Below are 21217 nucleotides of genomic sequence, written 5' to 3'. Positions count from 1 at the left end.
GAAAAAAAATCGATAAATCCTAATTATATCTTCTCCTCAAAAGGAATTTCAGGATTTAAAATCTCTAGAATCAAAGCTAACATCGATTGTTTAAAATCTATAATTGTTTCTTTAGTGATTTCATGAATGGAATTTCTTTTTCCTAATCCAAAAGGCATAAAACCTACTTTCATATTTTTGAACGAAATAATTCCAGCTTCTACTGGATAATCTTTATATTCCAAATTATTTTCAAACATCAAAGCATAACAAAGCAATTGAATAATTTTTTCGTATTTAATATCAGAGGTTAATTGGCTAAAATCATCCACTTTTAAAGTTCTGGCTTCGACTTTTCCTGTTTTGTAATCTATGATTCGGATTTTGTTGTCTCTTAATTCTATTCGGTCAACGTTTCCTGCGATTTTTATTTCATAAGGCAAACTTTTATCTGCAATTTTTCCTTCTAAAGTATGTTCCAGAAATAGAATTTTAATACCTATTCCAGCTTCAACATCTTTCTTTTCCATTTTTAGAAATTGTTCCACATTTTGTTTGGCCACTTCAAATGCTAAAAGATTTTTTCCTTTTTTAATTTCACCTTCTTTGTAAATTTCTTTGAATTGCTTAATTGTTTCTTGTTCAACCAATTGCAACATTGAATCTACATCATTTATTGATAAAAATTTATTAATATAAGGTTGATACAAATATTTTAAGGTTTCATGAATAACTGTTCCTAAAGTATTAACTGCAATATTTTCTTCAACTTCATCAATTTCTCTAATTCGCAATATTCGTTGTGTATAAAACTGAATTGGATTCCGAATATAACTCGTTAAAGAAGATGGAGAAAATCCTTTTTCGGTTGCAATTTCTTTTAATCTTTCTAAAATCGATTGCGTTTTTTTAATTTTAATAGGCTCATAAGCTAAACTTGGCAAATGAGCATTATATATTGTGTTTTTTGTAATATGTTGCGGGAAATCGATTTCTAATTGGGTTAAAAAACGACTTTTTTCTCCAGCGTCAATTCCGTCCGAGTTTTCAGAATTGTAAAGCAAGTAAATATTTTTAGCTCGATATAACAAATGATAAAAGTGATAACTATAAATCGCATCTTTTTCTCTGAAAGTTGGCAAACCTAACTCGCGTTTAATATCATAAGGAATAAATGAATTTGTACTTTTTCCTGAAGGAAATTTTCCTTCATTCACTGAAGTTATAATAACATTTTCAAAATCTAAAACACGACTTTCCAAAACTCCCATAACTTGTAAACCTGACAATGGTTTTCCTTCAAAAGAAACTTCGGCTAAATCAACTACCTGTTTATAAATAGCATACAAACTCGAAAGTGAAGTAATACTTTGGTACTTTTCAATGAAAGTCGAAATTCGATTTAAAACCTGATGAATAGAATGTAAAAAAGCTTTTGCAATGATATCTTCTTGATTCTCGTTAGTTAAATGAGATTTTATTACAAGTAGAATTTGCGATAATTTGGACATAATTTCACTAGCATCATCATTCCATTTTGAAAAAATCAATTGGAATAAAGGATTAGATTCATTAGTTTTATGTTCTTCATACAATTGAAACAATTTATCGTTTGAAAAGAAAGTAAAATTGTTGAATTTAATAACGTTCTCTACTTTTTTTGCATCAATATAAGGTTCAATTAAAGCATGATTTAAAATATCTAAAACTTCTTTATAGTAAAGCGTATATTGTTTCTCATTTCTTTGTTTTGCATTAGTATGCAGTTTAAAAATTTTAGCAATCAATAATTGTGCTGGGTTATTTTTACTTGGATAACCCATTGTGATGTTTAAGCTTTCAACGGTTTCAGGTAAATTGTATAATGTTGGAAGCAACAAATTTTCATCGCCTAAAACAACAGCTGTATTTTGTAAATCTGGATTTTCTTTTTGAATTTCTTCAATTAGATTCCCAACAATTTTAGTTTGACCAACCGTTTTTGGTGTTCCAATAATTTGGATATTTTTTGGTTTATCAAAATGAGTTTCAATCCATTTGAACGATTGATTGGCATATTGTTTCCATTCTTTTTTATATTTTCTGATGAATAATCCTGCATCATGAAATGGGTCTTGCAAAATAGTATAATCAACATCCCAATAAACTAATGCTTTTTGATGATGCATTAAATGTTGAAAAATCTTTTCTTCAGCTTGATTTAAAGCATTGAAACCTGCAAATATAATTTGGTTTAATGGTGAAATGTTTTCAGTAAATGATTCTAAATTATGGATTGATTCGCGATACAATAATCCTTGATAGCCTATTCCTTTATCTAAAAGATATTTGTAAAATAATTCATAATATAAAGGCAATTTGTCCCAAAATTCTAAAGTAGAATCGATTAATTTTGTGGTTTGATTGAGTTCTAAATTCCATCTTTTTAAAGCTTCCACATCTCTTAAGTAAGAAAAAACGTGTTTTTGATCTAGTAAATATCTGTCAATTTCGTTAAAGTCTTGAATAACAGTTTTTGCCCAATAAGAAAATGTTTCAAAGTCTTGAACATCTTTTTTATCTGTAATATCTGAATATACATAATAGAATTCAAAGAGCACTTCCATAGAGTCAATAGTTCTAAGACCAGAAATATCTTGTATGAATTCTTCAATACTTAATATATTTGGTGTAAAAATTGGTTTAGATAATTTTGATTGAATAGTATCAATTAAAAAAACTCTGGCTCTTTTACTAGGAAGAACTATAGTAATGTCAGATAAATTATCAGAATAAATACTGATTAATTCATCGGTTAGTTTACTTAGGAATGTTGGGTTACTCATAGGTATAAAAATAAAAAAACGCCTCGAATAAACGAGGCGTTTTCTTGAAATATTTTGGAATTAAATTATTTGATTAATTTAACTTCAACTCTTCTGTTGTTAGCTTTACCAGCTTTAGTTTTGTTTGTGTCAATTGGCATAGACTCACCAAAACCTTTAGAAGATAATCTTTCGAAGTTGATACCGTTTTCGATTAAATAATCTTTAACAGCAGCAGCTCTATCTTCTGATAATTTTTGGTTTAAAGCATCGCTACCATCACTATCAGTGTGACCTTCAAGACTGAATCTTGATTCTGGGTATTCTTTTAAGATTGCAGTAATAGCTTGTAAAACTGGGTAAGTTTGTTTTTGGAAAGAAGCTTTACCTGAATCAAATAAGATAGTTTTAGCATACTCATTTAATTTTTTCATAGTTTCTTCAGAAACTTCTGGACAACCATTGTTAGCAATAGTTCCTTTAACAGTAGGACATTTGTCATCTTTATCAGCTACACCGTCACCGTCAGTATCTGGCCATGGGCATCCTGCATTTTCTTTAGGACCTTTAACTTCTGGACATTTGTCAACATTGTCTGCAACACCATCTCCGTCTGTATCAGGACAACCTTTCATCATTTTTGAACCTTTAACGTCTGGACAAGCATCTTCTGAATCAATGATTCCATCTCCATCTCTATCTGGACATCCGTTTAATTCTTTTAAACCAGGAACTTCTGGACAAGCATCAGCTGAATCCATAATTCCATCTCCGTCAGTATCAGGGCATCCATTGAACTCTTTTAAACCAGGAACTTCTGGACAAGCGTCATCTTTATCATAGATTCCATCACCGTCAGTATCTTTACCTCCAAATTTGAAAGTAAGACCTGCAAAGTGTTGCATGTGAGAAGCAACATCAACATCTGGAGTTCTTGTGTCATCAAATGAATGTTTGTAAGTAGATTGTAATGATAAACCTACGTTTTCAGTAAACCAAAAGTTTAATCCTAAACCTCCGTTAACTGTACCTGCAGATGCATCACCCATCCAAGTGTAACCTCCACCAACATGTAAAACTGGCTCAATTACTTTAGATTTAATCATTTCCATGAAGCTATATTTAATAGCTAAATCTCCAGCATAATATGATAAGTCTCCAGGATTTGTAACAACATGAGAGTTAATTGTACCTGGAACTTTAGAAACGAATTTATCAATTTTGTTAACAGACCCTGTTAAACCAATAGAGAAATTGTTACCTACACTTCTAGAAACTCCAACATAAGAAACCGATGGAATAATGTTCCAGTGATCTTGTACATTGAAATATTCAGCAATTTGGTGCTCAAAAGACTCTGATGCACTGAATTTTGTGTCAACAGCGTTAGCACCAAAAGACACTGCCCATGGATTGTTGCTGTCTTGAGCTTGAGTTGCAATACCAGCAAACATTAAAGCCACAGCAAATAATTTGTTAAGATGTTTCATACTTTTTTTTAATTTTTATTTAATTACAACTGATATAATTTAGACAAATTTAACACGATTATTTATATCTGCAAATTTTATTCACAAAAAAAACTTAAAAACAAGCCTTTTTATGGGTATTATGTAACATTTTGCCGTTATTCTACAACATTCAATGCTTTACCTACTTCAGTAAATGCATTTATTGCCTTATCTAAGTGTTCTTTTGTATGTGCTGCTGAAAGTTGAACTCTAATTCTTGCTTTATCTCTTGGTACAACTGGAAAGAAAAATCCAATAACATAAATTCCTTTTTTAAGCAATTCATCTGCCATAACTTGTGATAATTTTGCGTCATATAACATAACTGGAACAATTGCAGAATCACCGTCAATGAAGTCGAAACCAGCTTTTCTCATACCTTCTTTAAAATAATTGGTATTCCACTCTAATTTATCTCTTAATGAAGTATCTTTTTCCAACAATTCAAAGACCTTTATTGAAGCTCCTACAATTGCTGGAGCTAAAGAATTTGAAAATAAATAAGGACGTGAACGCTGACGCAAAATTTCAATAATTTCTTTTTTTGCAGTTGTGTAACCACCCATTGCTCCTCCAAGTGCTTTACCAAGAGTTCCTGTAATGATATCTACTCTTCCTAAGACATTTTTTGCTTCTAGAGTTCCTATTCCTTTTGCACCAATAAATCCTGCAGCGTGACATTCATCAACCATAACCATAGCATCATATTTATCAGCTAAATCACAGATTTTATCTAAAGGAGCTACTAATCCGTCCATAGAAAAAACACCATCGGTTACAATTAATTTAAATCTTCTACCTTCTTCAGTTGCTTTTATCAATTGAGCTTCCAAATCTTGCATGTTACTATTTTCATAGCGATAACGAGCTGCTTTACACAATCTTACTCCATCTATAATAGAAGCATGATTTAAACTATCCGAAATAATACAATCTTCTTCTCCTAATAAAGGTTCGAAAACTCCACCATTGGCATCAAAAGCTGCAGCGTATAAAATAGTATCTTCAGTTCCGTAGAAATTAGCAATTTTTTGCTCTAATTCTTTGTGAATATCTTGAGTTCCACAAATAAAACGAACCGAAGACATTCCAAAGCCATGAGTATCTAAAGCATCTTTAGCAGCTTGAACTACTTCTGGATGTGAAGAAAGTCCTAAATAATTGTTAGCACAAAAATTTAAAACTGTTTCTCCAGTTGAAATGGTGATTTCCGCACCTTGTGGAGATGTAATAATTCGTTCTTTTTTAAACAACCCGTTGTCTTGAATTGTTTGTAATTCGTTTTGTAAGTGTTGTTGTATTTTGCCGTACATATTTTTATTTTTTACAAATGTATTATTTTTAAATCTTCTCCTAAATAAACCAAGACTTTTTCTTCTACTTTATAACCCATTTTTTGAAGAATAGTTTCATATTGTTCAATTTGATGTTTGTGACTTTCTTTGGGAACACCTGTTTTATAATCTAAAAGATAAGCTTTATTGTTATAAATAGCAATTCTATCTGGAATGAAAGTATTTTTGTTTTCGTCAATTATACTCGTTTCGTTATAAATTTTTGCTTCTTCTGAATAAAATTTTTCTAATTCTGAATGACATACAATTGAATTTATAACTTCTTCAATTATAATAACTTGAGAATTACTAATTAAACCTTTTTCTAAAGAAATTGAAATTGCTTTATTAACATCATCATTAGTTTTGATGTAAGATAAGATTTCATGCAAGGTGTTTCCAAATTCTATAGCTTCTGCTTGAATAGTTCCCCACATTACTGCTTCTTTTTGAGCAATTTTTATGGCACTTGTTTTTATCTTTTGTTCAACAACTTGAATCTCATCTAAATTTACAACTACTTCATCACTTTTTGACACTTTTATTGGATTTCCAAATTCATATTCCAATTGTTCTTTATTAAAGTTTTTATTTAATTGAAGATATTCAATAATATATGATGACAATGTATTAGGTAAACTTCCATCTTTATTTATTTTAATTTCAGAAATCACATAAAGTTGTTCCACAGCTCTTGTAAAAGCTACATATAAAACATTAATATTATCTAAAATTTCTTCTTGATTTTTTTCTTGATAAATTTCACTTGCATTTTCATTATAACTTAAAACATCTTTTTTATTATCAATCAATACTTTATGGAAATTTATATTTTTATTTTCTAAAGGAATCCAAAGTTTGTTTCTATTGTTTTTTGAATAATTATCATTCGCAAAAGGATAAATCACAACTGGAAATTCTAATCCTTTTGATTTATGAATAGTCATGATTTTTATAGCGTTATTTCCTTCTGGTGATGGAATGCTTTTCTTGTAACCTGTTCGTTCCCAATAGTCAATAAAATCTGCAATACTTGATTGCGCTTTGATGTCTCTTTCTAAAACCAAATCTAAAAAATATTGCACATACGAATTATTGGCTTTTTGTTTAATGAATGCTGAAACGATAATTTCAACCACTTCATAAAGCGACTTTTTTCTACAAGCATTAAAATCAATCATCACATCATATTTTTCTAATGCAATTTTTAAATTTTCTTCTGAAGTATGTAGATTTTGGTTGATTATATCATGAATTTCCTCAGCTGATTGCAAATATTTCCCCACATAATACAACATATTGAATTTAGAGTCAGCATCAAATTTATTGTTAATATACTTTAACACATTGATAATCAACTTAACTTCAGTTGCATTTTGAATTAACAAAGTTTCAGAAGACAGAATTGGAATTTCATTTTCGGTCAAAAAATTCGCTAATAAAACTCCGTTTGATTTAGTTCGAGTCAATAAAACAATGTCTTTGTATTGAAATCCGTTTTTCAGGACTTTTTCAATCGTAACTAAAGTTTGTTTTAGATATTTCGTATTTTTATCATCGTCTTCTTCATCGTCATTTACCTCAACATTTTCAGAAGTATCAATGAAAGAAATATTAACATAACCACCTGCTTTATTGGTTTTGTTTTGATGGCTGTGATTCAAATATAAATCGACATAATCTGGATTTTCTAATTTACTTGAAATATATTTGAAAAAATCGTTGTTAAAATCAATGACTTCGCTATAACTTCTATAATTAGTATCTAAACTAACTGTTTCTTTATCTTTATTTGAAAACGGATTTTCATCTTTACTTAAAGAAATAAACTGCTCAGATTTTCCTCCTCTCCAACGGTAAATAGCTTGTTTTGGATCACCTACTAACAAAAGTGAACCTTTTACACCATTTTCTTCACTAGAAAGTGCATTATCAACTAAAGGAATTAAATTCTTCCATTGTAAAACCGAAGTATCTTGAAACTCATCAATAAAAAAATGACGGTATCGGTCACCCATTTTTTCGTAGATAAAAGGAGCTGGTTGGTTTTGGATTTCGTTATTGATAATTTCATTAAATTCGGAAATTGACAAAATATTTTGATCGTCTTGAATTTTTCTGAATTCTTTATTAATTGAATTTAGTAACGATAAAGGATAAATATTTTTATTAAAGGCTTCTAACAAAAAGACATTTTGATATTCTTTGTATGCAAATTGTAATTTTTGAAGCAATTGAGGTAAAATACTTTTAATTATGTCTTTATCTTTTGCTGTTTTATTGACTTGAACTTGCTCGACTTCTAAAAATTTATGAATGTCTGAAGCAGGAAGATTTCCTTCAATAATTTTATTTAAATGAGTTGGAAATGTTTTTCTTGAAAAAGATTCGATTGCAATTCCGTTATCAATAACCAACGATAAACATTCTTGTGCTAAAACTGAAGCGTTTTTCTTGAATTTTTCAATTTCTTGAACTACAAGTTTTTTTGTTTCAACAAAATCATTGATTGTTTTGTTTTCAAAATCTTTTAATTCGTGTTTGCTGTCTTCGTTGGTTAAAAGCGAACTTGCACTTAATAAATCAAAAGTAATATCCCAGTTTTTATCATCATCCGTTTTGTTTCTGGAGAAATCTAAAAGTAATTTTGTTAATTCTTCATCTTCACCAGCTTTAGAAATAACGGTTTCAATAGCTTCTTGCATCAATAAATCGGTTTCCAAAGAAATATCAAAATCTAACGGAATATTTAATTCGTGCGAAAATGATTTGATTATTTTTAAGGTAAATCTATCAATAGTTGAAATATCAAAAGCGGTGTAATTATGAATAATACTTTTAATAATGACTTTCGATTTATCTTTAATTGTTGCAATACTCAAACCAGTTTCTTTTGCAATATCTTTTAATAAATCAGAAGCTTTTTCTGAAGTTACTTCTTTTGAAAATTCTAGTAAATAGAAAATAATTCTAGATTTCATTTCCTCTACCGCTTTGTTGGTAAAAGTAATGGCTAAAATTTTTCTATAAGCTTCATTTGAAGGAGATTTTAATAAAATTTTAATATATTCTTTTGATAAAGTATAAGTTTTACCAGAACCTGCAGACGCATTATATATTGAAAAAGATGGTGAATTTTGTGTCATATATGGAAATCTTATAAAACTATAAAGAAATTGTATTATGTAGTTAACGGCTTATTTCGTAAATTTGAATAAAAATAATACTAATCTTTTTAAAAAACTATATTATGGCTTTTGAATTACCAAAATTACCTTATGCATATGATGCTTTAGAACCACATATTGATGCTAGAACTATGGAAATACACCATACAAAACATCACAATGGATATACAACAAATTTAAACAACGCAATTTCAGGAACAGATTTAGAAGGAAAATCTATTGAAGATATTCTTAAAAATTTAGATATGAACAATAGTGCTGTTAGAAATAATGGTGGTGGATTTTTCAATCACTCTTTATTTTGGGAAGTAATGTCACCAAATGGTGGTGGAAAACCAACAGGAGATTTAGCTACAGCAATTGTTAACGATTTTGGATCTTTTGAAAAATTTAAAGAAGCTTTTGCTAAAGCTGGAGCAACACAGTTTGGTTCTGGTTGGGCTTGGCTTTGTGTTAAAGACGGAAAACTTTGTGTTTGCGGAACTCCTAACCAAGATAATACATTAATGCCAGGTGTTGGTTGTGGTGGAACTCCAATTTTAGGAATGGATGTTTGGGAACACGCTTACTATTTAAACTACCAAAACAGAAGACCAGATTATATTGAAGCTTTTTTTAATGTAATTAACTGGGATGAAGTTGCTAAAAGATACGCTGCTGCAAAATAATAATAGCATAAAAAGTAAAGGGCTGAAGTTTTAAACTTCAGCCCTTTTTTTATATAGGATTGTTTGATTGTACTAAATAAAAAAGGTGGAAATAAATCCACCCTTTTTGCCCCAAATCTACCATAAACTTAACCTACTAATGCTATGGTGAAACAAATCTATGCAAAAAAAATTTATGAACAAACTTTCTGCGAGTATTTTTTTGTCTTATTAACAATTTAATTTTTAATAAGCTCTTGCGTCATTTCCTTCATAGAAATTCAAAAAGGCTCTATTTACCACTCTATTACCACCAAATGTTGGATAATCACCCGTAAAATACCAATCTCCTAAATTTTTTGGACAAGCTTTATGTAAGTTTTCAACATTTTGAAAAATGATTTTTACTTGTGCATTGACCGATTTTGAAGTCAACATTTCTGAAATTTTATCCGAAATTTCTTCGTCAGTAAATGGAGCGTATAATTCTTTAACGTAATTCACTACTTCTTTATCTGCAAAAAGCTCTTGTTTTTTTGATTTTTCGTAAACCTCATCTACAATGTGATACATATTTCTTTCTTTTAGCAATTCTAAAGTTGCTCTAAATGCAATTAGACCTTCTAATTTTGCCATATCAATTCCGTAGCAATCTGGATAACGTATTTGTGGTGCTGATGAAACTACTACAATCTTTTTAGGATTTAATCGATCCATCATTTTAATGATACTTTTCTTTAAAGTTGTACCTCTAACGATACTATCATCTATAATTACTAAATTATCAGTTGGTTTAATCACACCATAAGTTATATCGTAAACGTGAGCTACCAAACCATCTCTACTACTATCTTCTGTTATAAAAGTTCTCAATTTAGCATCCTTAATGGCAATTTTTTCTGTTCTAATCTTAACTGAAAGAATTTCTTCTAATTTTTCTTCAGTTAACGTTTTTCTATTTTCTAAAATATATTTATTTTTTCTTTGATTTAAGAAATCTTGCGCTGCTTCAACCAACCCATAAAAAGAAGTTTCTGCAGTATTTGGAATAAAAGAGAAAACAGTATTATCTGTGTCGCTATCAATTGATTCTAAAACTGCTGGCAAAATTAATCTTCCTAATTCTTTTCTTTCTTGATAAATCTCAGCGTCACTTCCTCTAGAAAAATAAATTCTTTCAAATGAACAAGCCTTCTTTTCTGTAGCTGGAATAATTTCTTCCAAAGAAACTGATCCATTCTTCTTAACTATTATAGCATTTCCAGGTTCTAGTTCTTTTACTTTTTCGAAAGGAACATTGAAAACCGTTTGAATAACTGGTCTTTCTGAAGCGACAACAGCAATTTCATCATCTGCATAATAATAAGCTGGACGAATTCCTGCTGGATCTCTAAAAACAAATGAATCTCCATGACCTAATAATCCAGCCATTGCATAACCACCATCCCAATTTTTAGAAGCTTTTCTTAAAATTTTAGCAACATCTAATTGTTCCATGATAACTTGAGAAGCATCACGTTTAGAAAGTCCTTTTTCTTTACATTGTTGGTAAATTTCCGTAACATCTTCATCTAAGAAATGTCCGATTTTTTCCATCACAGTAACCGTATCAGCCATTTCTTTTGGATGTTGACCTAATTCTACCAAACTTTGAAACAACTCTTTTACGTTAGTCATATTAAAGTTTCCGGCAACGATAAGATTTCTATGCATCCAATTGTTTTGACGTAGAAAGGGGTGAACACTTTCAATACTATTTTTACCAAAAGTTCCATAACGAACGTGACCTAAAAATAACTCACCTATATAAGGAATATTCTTTTTTTGAAGGGCAGCTGTATTATATTCTGGATGAGCTTCTAACTCTTCGTTGATTCTTCCATTGATTTGAGCAAAAATATCTTGAATAGGTTGAGGATCATTTGAACGAATACGACTAATATAACGTTCACCTGGATCAACATCCAATTTAATACTTGCCAAACCAGCACCATCTTGTCCGCGGTTGTGTTGCTTTTCCATTAAGAGATACATTTTCTCAATTCCGTAAAAAGCTGAACCATATTTTTCTTTATAGAAATCTAATGGTTTTAATAATCTTAGTAAAGCAATTCCACATTCGTGTTTAATAGCATCGCTCATAATAGTAGTGTGTTGTGTTGTTGTATTAATGTAATAAAAAAGCCTCGAAACTTCGAGGCATATAAATTATGATAATTCAATATCAAATTGTGTTAACGCTTTAAATTGTTGCAAGCGCGAATGAACTTCTTCTTTTTCAAGAGTTTCCATTCTTTCTGTCCCAAATTTTTCTACGCAGAATGAAGCTAAATTAGAACCATATATAATTCCGTTCTTCATATTGTCAAAAGAAACATTTTCGCTTTGTGCAATATAACCAGAAAAACCACCTGCAAAAGTATCACCTGCTCCTGTTGGATCAAACACTTCTTCTAAGGGTAAAGCTGGTGCGAAGAATACGTTTTTACCTTCAAAAAGTAAAGCTCCGTGTTCTCCTTTTTTAATTACAACATATTTAGGACCCATTGTATGAATCTTTTCTGCTGCTTTTACTAATGAATATTCACCTGATAATTGACGAGCTTCTTCATCATTGATTGTAATTACATCAACTCTTTTGATAACGTCCATTAATTCAGGCAAAGCACAATCCATCCAAAAGTTCATCGTATCTAAAACAATTAATTTTGGAGTCGTTGTCATTTGATCTAAAACACTTGATTGTACTAAAGGATGTAAATTTCCTAACATTACAACTTCAGCATCTTTATAATCATTAGGTACAACTGGATTAAAATCAGCTAGTACATTTAATTGTGTATCTAAAGTATCTCTTGAATTTAAGTCGTTGTGATATTTTCCACTCCAAAAGAATGTTTTACCACCTTTAACAACTTCAATTCCTGAAATATCTATGTTTTTATTAGTTAATAAATCTAAATATTCTTGTGGAAAATCTTCTCCAACTACAGAAACAATGGCCGATTTTACCTTAAAAAAAGAAGCAGAAAGTCCAATGTAAGTTGCTGCTCCTCCAAGGATTTTGTCGGTTTTTCCGAAAGGTGTTTCAATAGCATCAAAAGCTACGGTTCCAACAATTAATAATTTATTCATCCGATATAATTTGAAATAAGGTGCAAAGATACATTTTTAGTTTAAAAGTATAAAATGCTTTTGGAGTTTAACTTTTTATTACAACAACTTTTTGTTAGATTTGGTAAATTAATTTTAGGCTTATGAATAAACTCTTTTTAATATTAATTATACTTTTTGTAAAAAACTGTAATTGTAACCATGTAGAAAAATATTCATTTGTTAATTGGAATAATGAAATAAAAAGTTTTGAAAACATTTCTGTAAATCTTGGAGAATTTCACTTCAAACCTAATGTTGAAAATTGTTTTTGTAAAGGAGAAAATATTACATTAAAAGGAAAAGTACAAACCGTTCAGATGTTACAAGACCCAAAGAAAACTTTAAATAGTAATGTTGTTATTATTAATTCAGATTTTAATACTAAAATAATTGATACACTTTTTGTAACTAAAAATGATGGGGATTTTTATTTTTCATTTGATAAAAAGAAAGTGAAAAATATAATATATAAACTTGAAGATAAAAATTTTGGTGTAAAATTTAAAATTTCTGATTTTAAATAAACAATCTACAACAACTTCCCTTCCTCCTTTTCATAAAAAACATCAATAGACAAACTCTTTTGTTGAGAAGCCATAACTGCTAATTCATCACAACGCTCGTTTTGAGGATGATTGTTGTGCCCTTTTATCCATTTAAAATCAACTTTGTGTTTTCTATAAGCTTTTAAGAATCGCATCCATAAATCAGGGTTTTTTCTGTCTTTAAACCCTTTCTTTTCCCATCCAAAAACCCATTTTTTTTCCACAGCATCAACCACATATTTAGAGTCTGAAACTACTAGGACGATCATATTATCGTTTTTTAGTTTTTCTAAACCCACAATTACAGCCAAAAGTTCCATTCTATTATTGGTAGAAAGTCTAAAACCTTCATAAAACTCTTTTTTATATGGAGTTCCTACTAATTCCATCACAACACCATAACCAGCTGGTCCAGGATTTCCTTTAGCTGCTCCATCAGTGTATATGTTTACTTGGTGTGACATATAATTAATTTAGTCCCGATTTATCGGGATAGAAGATCTGAAATAACTTCAGGAAAATATTTATGTTCCAATCGATGAACTTTTTCTGCAATCTCTTCTGGTGTTTTACAATCTGAAATTGTAACACTTTTCTGAAAAATGATTGCTCCTTCATCATAATTTGGAGTTACATAATGAATAGTTATTCCTGTTTCAGCCTCTTTATTTTCAAAAATAGCGTTGTGTACATTCATTCCATACATTCCTTTTCCTCCATAACTTGGCAACAACGCTGGGTGAATGTTTATTATTTTATTGGGATATGCTTCAATTATATGTTCTGGAAACTTTAAAAGAAAGCCTGCTAAAACAATTAAATCAGGTTTAATATTATTTAATTCATTTAAAACAAATTCTTCATTTAACTCTGTTCTATTGAATATTAGAGTAGTAACTTTATGTTTTTTTGCCTTTTCAACAACTTTGGCATTAGAATTGTTTGTTAGCACGGCAGCTACAGTTCCAAGACTGCTTTTTTTAAAATACTTAATTATCTCCTCGGCATTAGTGCCGTTCCCGGAAGCAAAGAGCACAATTTTTTTCATTGACTATTGATTTCTTCCACAAAAAAAAGAATAATTATTGGTAAAAAATAAAAAAAAGAAGTCTTTATGAATTATTTTTTTTAAATTCGTAGCACATTATAGTAACAAAAATGTTGTTTTAAAATAAAGTTTTTTATTTTTGCCAACAAATTAAATTAAAAATTAAAAGATTATGTCAGACATTGCATCAAGAGTAAAAGCGATTATCGTAGACAAATTAGGTGTTGACGAAAACGAAGTTGTAACAGAAGCTAGCTTCACAAACGATTTAGGAGCAGATTCATTAGACACTGTTGAGCTAATTATGGAGTTCGAAAAAGAATTTGATATTCAAATTCCAGACGACCAAGCAGAAAACATTGCTACTGTTGGTCAAGCAGTTTCTTACATCGAAGAGGCTAAAAAATAATATCAAAAGGCATCCACAAGGTTTTCTTTGTGGATGTTATTATTTAAGCTTTCGCTGATTTAATAAAATCTTGATTGATTTTATCGGTTTGAAAACATTGATTGTATTACAATCATTACAATAAAAACTATGTAATACCCATTGTTTCTTTTAGTTTAGTATTAAAAGCACTTTGGGTTTTTTTATATAAACCAAAAATTTTATATATGCAATTAAAGCGTGTAGTAGTTACTGGATTAGGAGCATTGACTCCAATTGGAAATAATATTCAAGAATATTGGGATGCATTAGTAAGTGGAAAAAGTGGTGCAGCTCCCATAACTTATTATGATACAGAAAAACACAAAACCAAGTTTGCCTGTGAAGTAAAAAACTTCAATGTTGAAGATTATATTGACAGAAAAGAAGCTCGTAGAATGGACAAATTTGCACAATATGCTATTGCTGCAAGTGAAGAAGCTATTAAAGATGCTGAAATTACTGATGAAAATGTAAACAAACAAAGAGTTGGTGTTATTTGGGGTGCAGGAATTGGAGGTTTAGAAACTTTTCAAGATGAAGTAATGAGTTATGCAGCTGGTGACGGAACACCACGTTTTAATCCATTCTTTATCCCAAAAATGATTGCTGATATTGCTCCTGCTCATATTTCTATGAAAAATGGGTTTATGGGTCCTAATTATACAACAGTTTCTGCATGTGCTTCTTCTGCAAATGCTATGATTGATGCCTTCAACTACATTCGTTTAGGAATGTGCGATGTAATTATCACTGGTGGATCTGAAGCAGCAGTTACAATTGCTGGAATGGGTGGATTTAACTCAATGCAAGCACTATCTACAAGAAATGAAAGTCCAGAAACTGCTTCAAGACCTTTTGATGCAACTCGTGATGGATTTGTACTTGGTGAAGGTGCTGGTGCATTAGTTTTAGAAGAATATGAACACGCAAAAGCTCGTGGAGCAAAAATATATTGTGAAGTTGGTGGTGGTGGAATGTCATCTGATGCTTACCATTTAACAGCACCTCATCCAGAAGGAATTGGAGTAATTGCTGTTATGGAAAACACACTTCGCGATGCTGGAATGAAACCAGAACAAGTAGATCATATCAATACACATGGAACGTCTACACCTTTAGGTGATGTTGCTGAATTAAAAGCGATTAAAGCAGTTTTTGGTGATCATGCTAAAAATATAAATATCAATTCTACTAAATCAATGACAGGTCACTTATTAGGAGCTGCTGGTGGAATTGAAGCGATTGCTTCTATCTTAGCTATGAAACATGGGATTGTTCCTCCTACAATTAATCATACAGTAGTGGATGAAAGAATTGACCCTGAATTAAATCTTACCTTAAATAAAGCACAAAAAAGAGAAATCAACGTTGCTATGAGTAATACGTTTGGTTTTGGAGGACATAATGCTTGTGTCTTATTTAAAAAATTAGAAGACTAATTCTACGTATGAATTTCATTAAAAAAATAGTATCAAAATCCCGTTCTCAAGAAGACGGGATTTTTTTTGAAAAAATAAGTAAAATCTTAGGTTTTAAGCCTGAAAACTTAAAATACTATAAAAAAGCATTTACACATCGTTCTGCAAATATTATTGATGAAAAAGGAAACCCTTTTAATTATGAACGATTAGAATTTTTAGGTGATGCCATTTTAGGGAGTGTAATCTCCGCTTTTTTATACAAAACAGCTCCAACAGGAGATGAGGGTTACTTAACTAAAACACGTTCAAAAATTGTAAGTCGCGAACATTTGAATGAGTTAGGTAAGGATTTTAATTTACTTCAATTTGTTGAAAGTAAAGTTGCACCTACTCACTTTGGTGAAAACATTCATGGTAATTTATTTGAAGCTTTTATTGGAGCCATTTATTTAGACAAAGGTTTTGTTACTTGTGAAAAATTTATTGAAAGAAAAATTATCAAAATATACGTTGATTTAGATCGATTAGACGGAAAAATTACCAGCTATAAAAGTTTGTTAATTGAATGGTGTCAAAAAGAAAAAAAATCTTTTCATTTTGAATTTATTGAAGATAATGGAATTGAAGGGCAAAAATTTTTCAGTGTAAAATTATCAATTGACAATAAAGTAGTTTCAAAAGCAAGGGCTACTTCCAAGAAAAAAGCTGAGGAAAAGGCATCTCAAAGAGCATATTTTGCATTTCAAGAAAAAATTGATGGAAAATAAGTGAAATTAGCAATTAACTACATCGTTTTCGTTAAAAAAATAACAATTTCTTATTTATTTTAACGTCTAATTAACTTTATTATACTGTATATTTACATCTTATTTGTAACTAAATGGCTGTTTTCAAATTACAATTAGAAGATTTCTCAACAAATGAATATGAGTTAATTGCAATTCATACTACTGTTGAAGTTTCAAAACTTGCCTTTTTATTAAACAAAAATTTAAATACTCGGTTTCATTTTTTAGACGTAATTGACAAAAAAGAAAAAAGAGAAAAAGGTTCTTTTGAAAGATATTTTTTTAGTGATGACAAAAACGAAATTTTTTGGAATTTATTAGAAAATAAATCTGTTATTAAAGGAGCAAACGAACAAGAATCTTTGTTTGATCAATTTGGACAAATCATGTATTTGATTCCTGAAGTAAAAAAAGCAGATTATATCTTAAAAATTGATTCAGAAGAAAATCATTTAGATACTCAAAAAATAATACAAAATATTTCCGAAATAAGTATCGTTTCTATGTCTTATAAAATAGACAAGAACAATATAAAAACAAAAAGTAATTTAATTTTTTAAATAATGTCAACAAACAAAAAGACAAAAATTGTCGCTACTTTAGGACCAGCTACAAGTACTAAGGCTGTATTAAAAGACATGATAGAAGCAGGTGTAAATGTGTTTAGAATTAATTTTTCTCATGCAGATTACACAGATGTAAGTGAACGTATTGCAATGATTAGAGAATTGAATAATGAAAACGGATATACTACTTCTATTTTAGCTGATTTACAAGGCCCAAAATTAAGAGTTGGTGTCATGAAAGAAGATGTTGTTGTGGCAAAAGGTGATAAAATTACTTTTACAACTGCAGAAGATATTTTAGGAACTGCTTCTAGAGTTTACATGAACTACAAAGAATTTCCAAAAGATGTAAATGCAGGAGAACGAATCTTATTAGATGATGGAAAACTTATTTTTGAAGTTGTAAAAACAGATAAAAAAACTGAAGTTGAAGCAATCGTTGTTCAAGGTGGTCCATTGAAATCTAAAAAAGGAGTAAATCTTCCTAACACTAGGGTTTCTTTACCAGCTTTGACTAAAAAAGATATTAAAGATGCCATTTTTGCCATCGAAAATAAAGTAGATTGGTTGGCTTTATCATTTGTAAGAACTCCAGAAGATTTGATGTTGTTACAAGATTTAATTTCGAAACATTCAGATCATAAAATTCCAATTATAGCTAAAATTGAAAAACCAGAAGCAGTAGAAAACATTGATAAAATTGTGGCTTATTGTGATGGTTTAATGGTTGCTCGTGGAGATTTAGGTGTTGAAATTCCTGCTCATGAAGTACCTTTAATTCAAAAGAAGTTAATTCATAGAGCAAAAACTGCTCGAATTCCAGTGATTGTGGCAACACAAATGATGGAAACCATGATTACTAGTTTAACTCCAACTCGTGCTGAAGTAAATGACGTTGCCAATTCTGTAATGGATGGAGCTGATGCAGTAATGTTGTCTGGAGAAACCTCAGTGGGAAGTTATCCTGTTCAAGTTATTGAAACAATGACCAATATTATTGAAGCTGTTGAAGATTCTCCGCTTATTCAAGTTCCCTTGAATGCTCCACATATTAGAACAAAACGCTTTATTACAAAATCAATTTGTTATCATGCTGCAACAATGGCTAATGACATTGACGCAAAAGTAATTTCTACCTTAACAAATAGTGGTTATACTGCTTTTCAAATTTCAGCTTGGAGACCAAAATCACAAATTTTAGTATTTACTTCAAACGAGAGAATTTTGACACAATTAAATTTACTTTGGGGTGTTAAAGCTTATTTCTACGACAAATTCCTAAGTACAGATGACACAGTAGAAGACATTAACAAAATTGCTTTGGAAAAAGGATATGTAAAAAAAGGTGATATGTTAATTAATTTAGCTGCGATGCCAATAGCCAATAAAGGAATGGTGAATACATTAAGAGTATCAGAAATTGAATAAATTTTATATATTTGTTTTAATTATTTAAATCAAAAAATGAAACATTTATTATTTTCAATTTTTTTTATTATTTGCATCACAAGTGAAATTAGTGCCCAAAAAGTAAATTTTAAAAAAGGTTATGTTCTTTTGGACAATGTTCAAGTTTTAAAATATGAAAAAGAGCAAGGTGGCTTTGAAACAAATATTTTTAATCTTGAAGGGGCTTTAGTTTTACAAATATTGGATAAAAAAGATTTTGACAGATATTTCTTTAATACAGAAAATAAAGTAATTATTGAATCTACTGAGTTTGATTTTTATACACATCGTCAAATTATGCAGTTGTTTTTTGATAAAAAGATTTTCAATTCAAAAGGAGAAATAAATTCTGAAAAATTAGATGAATTTAAACTTTTGTATGATGAAAAAATAACTGAAAGAACAATAAGAATAGACAATTAATAAAAATATGGAATTTAAATCTAGCAATCCGTTTTTAAAGGAAAAATCTTTTGAGAACACTAGTAGAGCAAATGATGAAGTTATTACAGTTCATCAAGAAACAATGACTGTTAGTGGAACAATAAACAAGAGTTTCACTATGTTATTTATGTTATTATCAACCGCTTTAGTAAGTTGGTGGTTAGTAGGAAATGGCTATAATCCAATTATTTTTGCAATTGGTGGTGGAGTTATCGGTTTTATTTTGGTGTTAGTTGCTTCTTTTAAACCAACTACTTCTCCTTACACAGCTCCAGCGTATGCCTTGTTTGAAGGATTATTTATTGGTGGAATATCTGCTGTTTTTGAGGCAATGTATCCTGGATTAGTCATTCAAGCAGTTAGTGCAACTTTTATTACTTTTATTGTTTGTTTTGGATTGTATAAATACAACATTGTAAAAGTTACCGAAACATTCAAATCAGTTGTGATTGGTGCTACAATGGCTATTTTTGCTTTTTATTTAATTTCTTGGATAGCTGGTTTCTTTATTGATTTTCAACCTATTCACCAAGGAAACTCTTTAATGAGTATTGGAATAAGTGTTTTCGTAATTATTATTGCTGCTTTGAACTTGTTTTTAGACTTTGATATGATCGAAAAAGGAACCCAGGCAAGAGCTCCAAAATACATGGAATGGTTCTCTGCAATGGGATTAATGATTACGCTAGTTTGGTTGTATGTAGAATTTTTAAGATTATTGGCTAAACTATCAAGTAGAGATTAATTTTATTTAAGATATAAATATTAAAAAACCATCAAGTTATCTTGGTGGTTTTTTTATTCCTTAAAATCAAATTGTAGTTGTACAGAAACGCTTTTTGGAATTTCTTTAGTTTTCTTTTGTTCGTTGTTTAAATTATTGACCGAAATACCTAATAAACGAACTGAATCTTTTAATCGTTCTTGATATAATAATTCTTTGGCCACATCAAACAATAAATGTTTATCACTTATGTAATATTGGAGTGTTTTACTTCTGGTTTGGAGTGAAAAATCAGAATATTTTATTTTTAAGGTAATTGTTCTTCCTGAAATTTTACTTTTTTGCAAACGTTTTTCTAATTCTGTAGCAATATTCATTAAGCGTTCTTCCATGTAAACTTCTGAAGAAAGATTTTCGTTGAAAGTACGTTCTGCACCAAAAGATTTTACAGTTCTATTAGGTTTTACTTGACTATTATGAATTCCTCTTGAAATGTTGAAATAATATTGAGCACTGTTTTTAAAATGTTTTTCTAAATATTCAAGTGATTTTTGTTTTAAATCAAAACCTGTAAAAATACCTAATTGATAAAATTTCTCAGCAGTTACTTTTCCAATTCCATAGAATTTTTTGATATCTAAAACTTCTAAAAAAGCTTCTACCTCATCTGGATTTACTGTTTTTTGTCCGTTTGGCTTATTATAATCTGAAGCAATTTTAGCTACAAATTTATTGACTGAAATTCCGGCTGAAGCTGTTAAACCAACCTCCTCAAAAATGCGTTTTCTAATTTCTTGAGCGATTAAAGATGCACTTGGATTGTTTTTTTTATTGATTGTTACATCAAGATAAGCCTCATCCAAAGAAAGTGGTTCTACCAAATCTGTATAATCTAGAAAAATCTTTCTAATTTTTTTGGAAATTTCTTTATACCTATCAAATCTTGGTCTGACAAAAATTAAATCAGGGCAATTTCTTTTGGCTTGGATTCCACTCATTGCACTTCTAACTCCAAATTTTCTTGCTTCATAACTGGCAGCACTTACTACTCCTCTATTTTCACTTCCACCAACAGCTAATGGTTTTCCTTTTAGTTCAGGAAAATCCATTTGTTCTACAGATGCATAAAAAGCATCCATATCTACATGTATTATTTTGCGTTGTGGAAATGACATACTACAAA

The 21217-nt window shown here is 29.9% G+C and carries 18 protein-coding genes; 9 read left to right on the top strand and 9 right to left on the bottom strand.

What is annotated here, in order from left to right; genetic code table 11:
* Window positions 1-23: 23 nt before the first annotated feature.
* The 4 genes from ACFO3U_RS13935 to ACFO3U_RS13920 all read right to left on the bottom strand — a co-directional run bounded on the left by ACFO3U_RS13935 (window position 24) and on the right by ACFO3U_RS13920 (window position 8774).
* Complete coding sequence (locus tag ACFO3U_RS13935; RefSeq protein WP_379743770.1) at window positions 24-2804, bottom strand: PD-(D/E)XK nuclease family protein; 2781 nt, start codon at window positions 2802-2804, stop codon at window positions 24-26.
* A gap of 65 nt (window positions 2805-2869) precedes the next feature.
* Window positions 2870-4273: an OmpA family protein gene (locus ACFO3U_RS13930; protein ID WP_379743767.1), complete on the bottom strand. Its 1404-nt coding sequence runs from the start codon at window positions 4271-4273 to the stop codon at window positions 2870-2872.
* A gap of 137 nt (window positions 4274-4410) precedes the next feature.
* Entirely contained in the window at window positions 4411-5607 is a 1197-nt protein-coding gene (kbl, locus tag ACFO3U_RS13925; RefSeq protein WP_379743764.1) for a glycine C-acetyltransferase, read from the bottom strand.
* A gap of 11 nt (window positions 5608-5618) precedes the next feature.
* Complete coding sequence (locus tag ACFO3U_RS13920; protein WP_379743761.1) at window positions 5619-8774, bottom strand: UvrD-helicase domain-containing protein; 3156 nt, start codon at window positions 8772-8774, stop codon at window positions 5619-5621.
* Between the two features lie 104 nt (window positions 8775-8878).
* On the opposite strand from ACFO3U_RS13920, the gene ACFO3U_RS13915 reads away from it, so the two are divergent.
* The gene (locus tag ACFO3U_RS13915) at window positions 8879-9484 is read left to right on the top strand and encodes a superoxide dismutase (protein ID WP_379743758.1); all 606 of its coding nucleotides are present in this window, start codon (window positions 8879-8881) and stop codon (window positions 9482-9484) included.
* A gap of 225 nt (window positions 9485-9709) precedes the next feature.
* Here the strand turns inward: ACFO3U_RS13915 and ACFO3U_RS13910 are convergent, their stop codons facing one another.
* Entirely contained in the window at window positions 9710-11605 is a 1896-nt protein-coding gene (locus ACFO3U_RS13910) for an amidophosphoribosyltransferase (protein WP_379743756.1), read from the bottom strand.
* A gap of 66 nt (window positions 11606-11671) precedes the next feature.
* On the bottom strand, window positions 11672-12598 hold the full coding sequence (locus tag ACFO3U_RS13905; protein ID WP_379743753.1) for a PfkB family carbohydrate kinase: 927 nt from the start codon (window positions 12596-12598) through the stop codon (window positions 11672-11674).
* Window positions 12599-12720: 122 nt separating this feature from the next.
* Between ACFO3U_RS13905 and ACFO3U_RS13900 the strand changes: the two genes are divergently transcribed.
* Window positions 12721-13143: a hypothetical protein gene (locus ACFO3U_RS13900; protein WP_379743751.1), complete on the top strand. Its 423-nt coding sequence runs from the start codon at window positions 12721-12723 to the stop codon at window positions 13141-13143.
* Window positions 13144-13148: 5 nt separating this feature from the next.
* Here the strand turns inward: ACFO3U_RS13900 and rnhA are convergent, their stop codons facing one another.
* Together rnhA and purN are read right to left on the bottom strand one after the other, a co-directional pair.
* On the bottom strand, window positions 13149-13628 hold the full coding sequence (rnhA, locus tag ACFO3U_RS13895) for a ribonuclease HI (RefSeq protein ID WP_379743748.1): 480 nt from the start codon (window positions 13626-13628) through the stop codon (window positions 13149-13151).
* 20 nt (window positions 13629-13648) lie between these two features.
* A complete protein-coding gene (gene purN / locus ACFO3U_RS13890; protein ID WP_379743745.1) occupies window positions 13649-14212 on the bottom strand; it encodes a phosphoribosylglycinamide formyltransferase in 564 nt (187 codons plus the stop codon).
* Between the two features lie 172 nt (window positions 14213-14384).
* Here purN and ACFO3U_RS13885 point away from each other — a divergent pair, with 172 nt between their 5' ends.
* The 7 genes from ACFO3U_RS13885 (at window position 14385) to ACFO3U_RS13855 (ending at window position 20055) form a co-directional block, all read left to right on the top strand.
* Entirely contained in the window at window positions 14385-14621 is a 237-nt protein-coding gene (locus ACFO3U_RS13885; protein ID WP_026716658.1) for an acyl carrier protein, read from the top strand.
* Window positions 14622-14827: 206 nt separating this feature from the next.
* Window positions 14828-16081: a beta-ketoacyl-ACP synthase II gene (gene fabF / locus ACFO3U_RS13880; protein ID WP_379743741.1), complete on the top strand. Its 1254-nt coding sequence runs from the start codon at window positions 14828-14830 to the stop codon at window positions 16079-16081.
* Between the two features lie 8 nt (window positions 16082-16089).
* Entirely contained in the window at window positions 16090-16830 is a 741-nt protein-coding gene (rnc, locus tag ACFO3U_RS13875) for a ribonuclease III (RefSeq protein WP_379743738.1), read from the top strand.
* Window positions 16831-16943: 113 nt separating this feature from the next.
* On the top strand, window positions 16944-17411 hold the full coding sequence (locus tag ACFO3U_RS13870; RefSeq protein ID WP_379743735.1) for an IPExxxVDY family protein: 468 nt from the start codon (window positions 16944-16946) through the stop codon (window positions 17409-17411).
* 3 nt (window positions 17412-17414) lie between these two features.
* Window positions 17415-18845, top strand: a complete 1431-nt coding sequence (pyk, locus tag ACFO3U_RS13865) for a pyruvate kinase (RefSeq protein WP_379743732.1) — start codon at window positions 17415-17417, stop codon at window positions 18843-18845.
* 36 nt (window positions 18846-18881) lie between these two features.
* Window positions 18882-19289, top strand: coding sequence for a hypothetical protein (locus tag ACFO3U_RS13860; RefSeq protein ID WP_379743729.1), 408 nt, complete (start codon window positions 18882-18884; stop codon window positions 19287-19289).
* 7 nt (window positions 19290-19296) lie between these two features.
* Window positions 19297-20055 carry a Bax inhibitor-1/YccA family protein gene (locus ACFO3U_RS13855; protein ID WP_379743726.1) on the top strand — a complete coding sequence of 253 codons (759 nt, stop codon included), beginning with the start codon at window positions 19297-19299 and terminating at the stop codon, window positions 20053-20055.
* A 53-nt stretch (window positions 20056-20108) separates the two neighbouring features.
* On the opposite strand, the gene dinB is transcribed toward ACFO3U_RS13855, so the two are convergent.
* Window positions 20109-21209, bottom strand: coding sequence for a DNA polymerase IV (gene dinB, locus ACFO3U_RS13850; RefSeq protein WP_379743723.1), 1101 nt, complete (start codon window positions 21207-21209; stop codon window positions 20109-20111).
* Window positions 21210-21217: the final 8 nt, after the last annotated feature.

The sequence above is a fragment of the Flavobacterium ponti genome (genome assembly GCF_042652765.1).
GTDB classification, from domain to species: Bacteria; Bacteroidota; Bacteroidia; order Flavobacteriales; family Flavobacteriaceae; genus Flavobacterium; species Flavobacterium ponti.
The sequence above is the reverse complement of the archived record's forward strand: the minus strand, read 5'-3'. Positions and strand labels throughout refer to the sequence as shown.

Coding starts and splice junctions, on each gene's coding strand:
- ACFO3U_RS13935 (WP_379743770.1), bottom strand. CDS start 2,804: ATGAGTAACCCAACATTCCTAAGTAAACTAACCGATGAATTAATCAGT.
- ACFO3U_RS13930 (WP_379743767.1), bottom strand. CDS start 4,273: ATGAAACATCTTAACAAATTATTTGCTGTGGCTTTAATGTTTGCTGGT.
- kbl (WP_379743764.1), bottom strand. CDS start 5,607: ATGTACGGCAAAATACAACAACACTTACAAAACGAATTACAAACAATT.
- ACFO3U_RS13920 (WP_379743761.1), bottom strand. CDS start 8,774: ATGACACAAAATTCACCATCTTTTTCAATATATAATGCGTCTGCAGGT.
- ACFO3U_RS13915 (WP_379743758.1), top strand. CDS start 8,879: ATGGCTTTTGAATTACCAAAATTACCTTATGCATATGATGCTTTAGAA.
- ACFO3U_RS13910 (WP_379743756.1), bottom strand. CDS start 11,605: ATGAGCGATGCTATTAAACACGAATGTGGAATTGCTTTACTAAGATTA.
- ACFO3U_RS13905 (WP_379743753.1), bottom strand. CDS start 12,598: ATGAATAAATTATTAATTGTTGGAACCGTAGCTTTTGATGCTATTGAA.
- ACFO3U_RS13900 (WP_379743751.1), top strand. CDS start 12,721: ATGAATAAACTCTTTTTAATATTAATTATACTTTTTGTAAAAAACTGT.
- rnhA (WP_379743748.1), bottom strand. CDS start 13,628: ATGTCACACCAAGTAAACATATACACTGATGGAGCAGCTAAAGGAAAT.
- purN (WP_379743745.1), bottom strand. CDS start 14,212: ATGAAAAAAATTGTGCTCTTTGCTTCCGGGAACGGCACTAATGCCGAG.
- ACFO3U_RS13885 (WP_026716658.1), top strand. CDS start 14,385: ATGTCAGACATTGCATCAAGAGTAAAAGCGATTATCGTAGACAAATTA.
- fabF (WP_379743741.1), top strand. CDS start 14,828: ATGCAATTAAAGCGTGTAGTAGTTACTGGATTAGGAGCATTGACTCCA.
- rnc (WP_379743738.1), top strand. CDS start 16,090: ATGAATTTCATTAAAAAAATAGTATCAAAATCCCGTTCTCAAGAAGAC.
- ACFO3U_RS13870 (WP_379743735.1), top strand. CDS start 16,944: ATGGCTGTTTTCAAATTACAATTAGAAGATTTCTCAACAAATGAATAT.
- pyk (WP_379743732.1), top strand. CDS start 17,415: ATGTCAACAAACAAAAAGACAAAAATTGTCGCTACTTTAGGACCAGCT.
- ACFO3U_RS13860 (WP_379743729.1), top strand. CDS start 18,882: ATGAAACATTTATTATTTTCAATTTTTTTTATTATTTGCATCACAAGT.
- ACFO3U_RS13855 (WP_379743726.1), top strand. CDS start 19,297: ATGGAATTTAAATCTAGCAATCCGTTTTTAAAGGAAAAATCTTTTGAG.
- dinB (WP_379743723.1), bottom strand. CDS start 21,209: ATGTCATTTCCACAACGCAAAATAATACATGTAGATATGGATGCTTTT.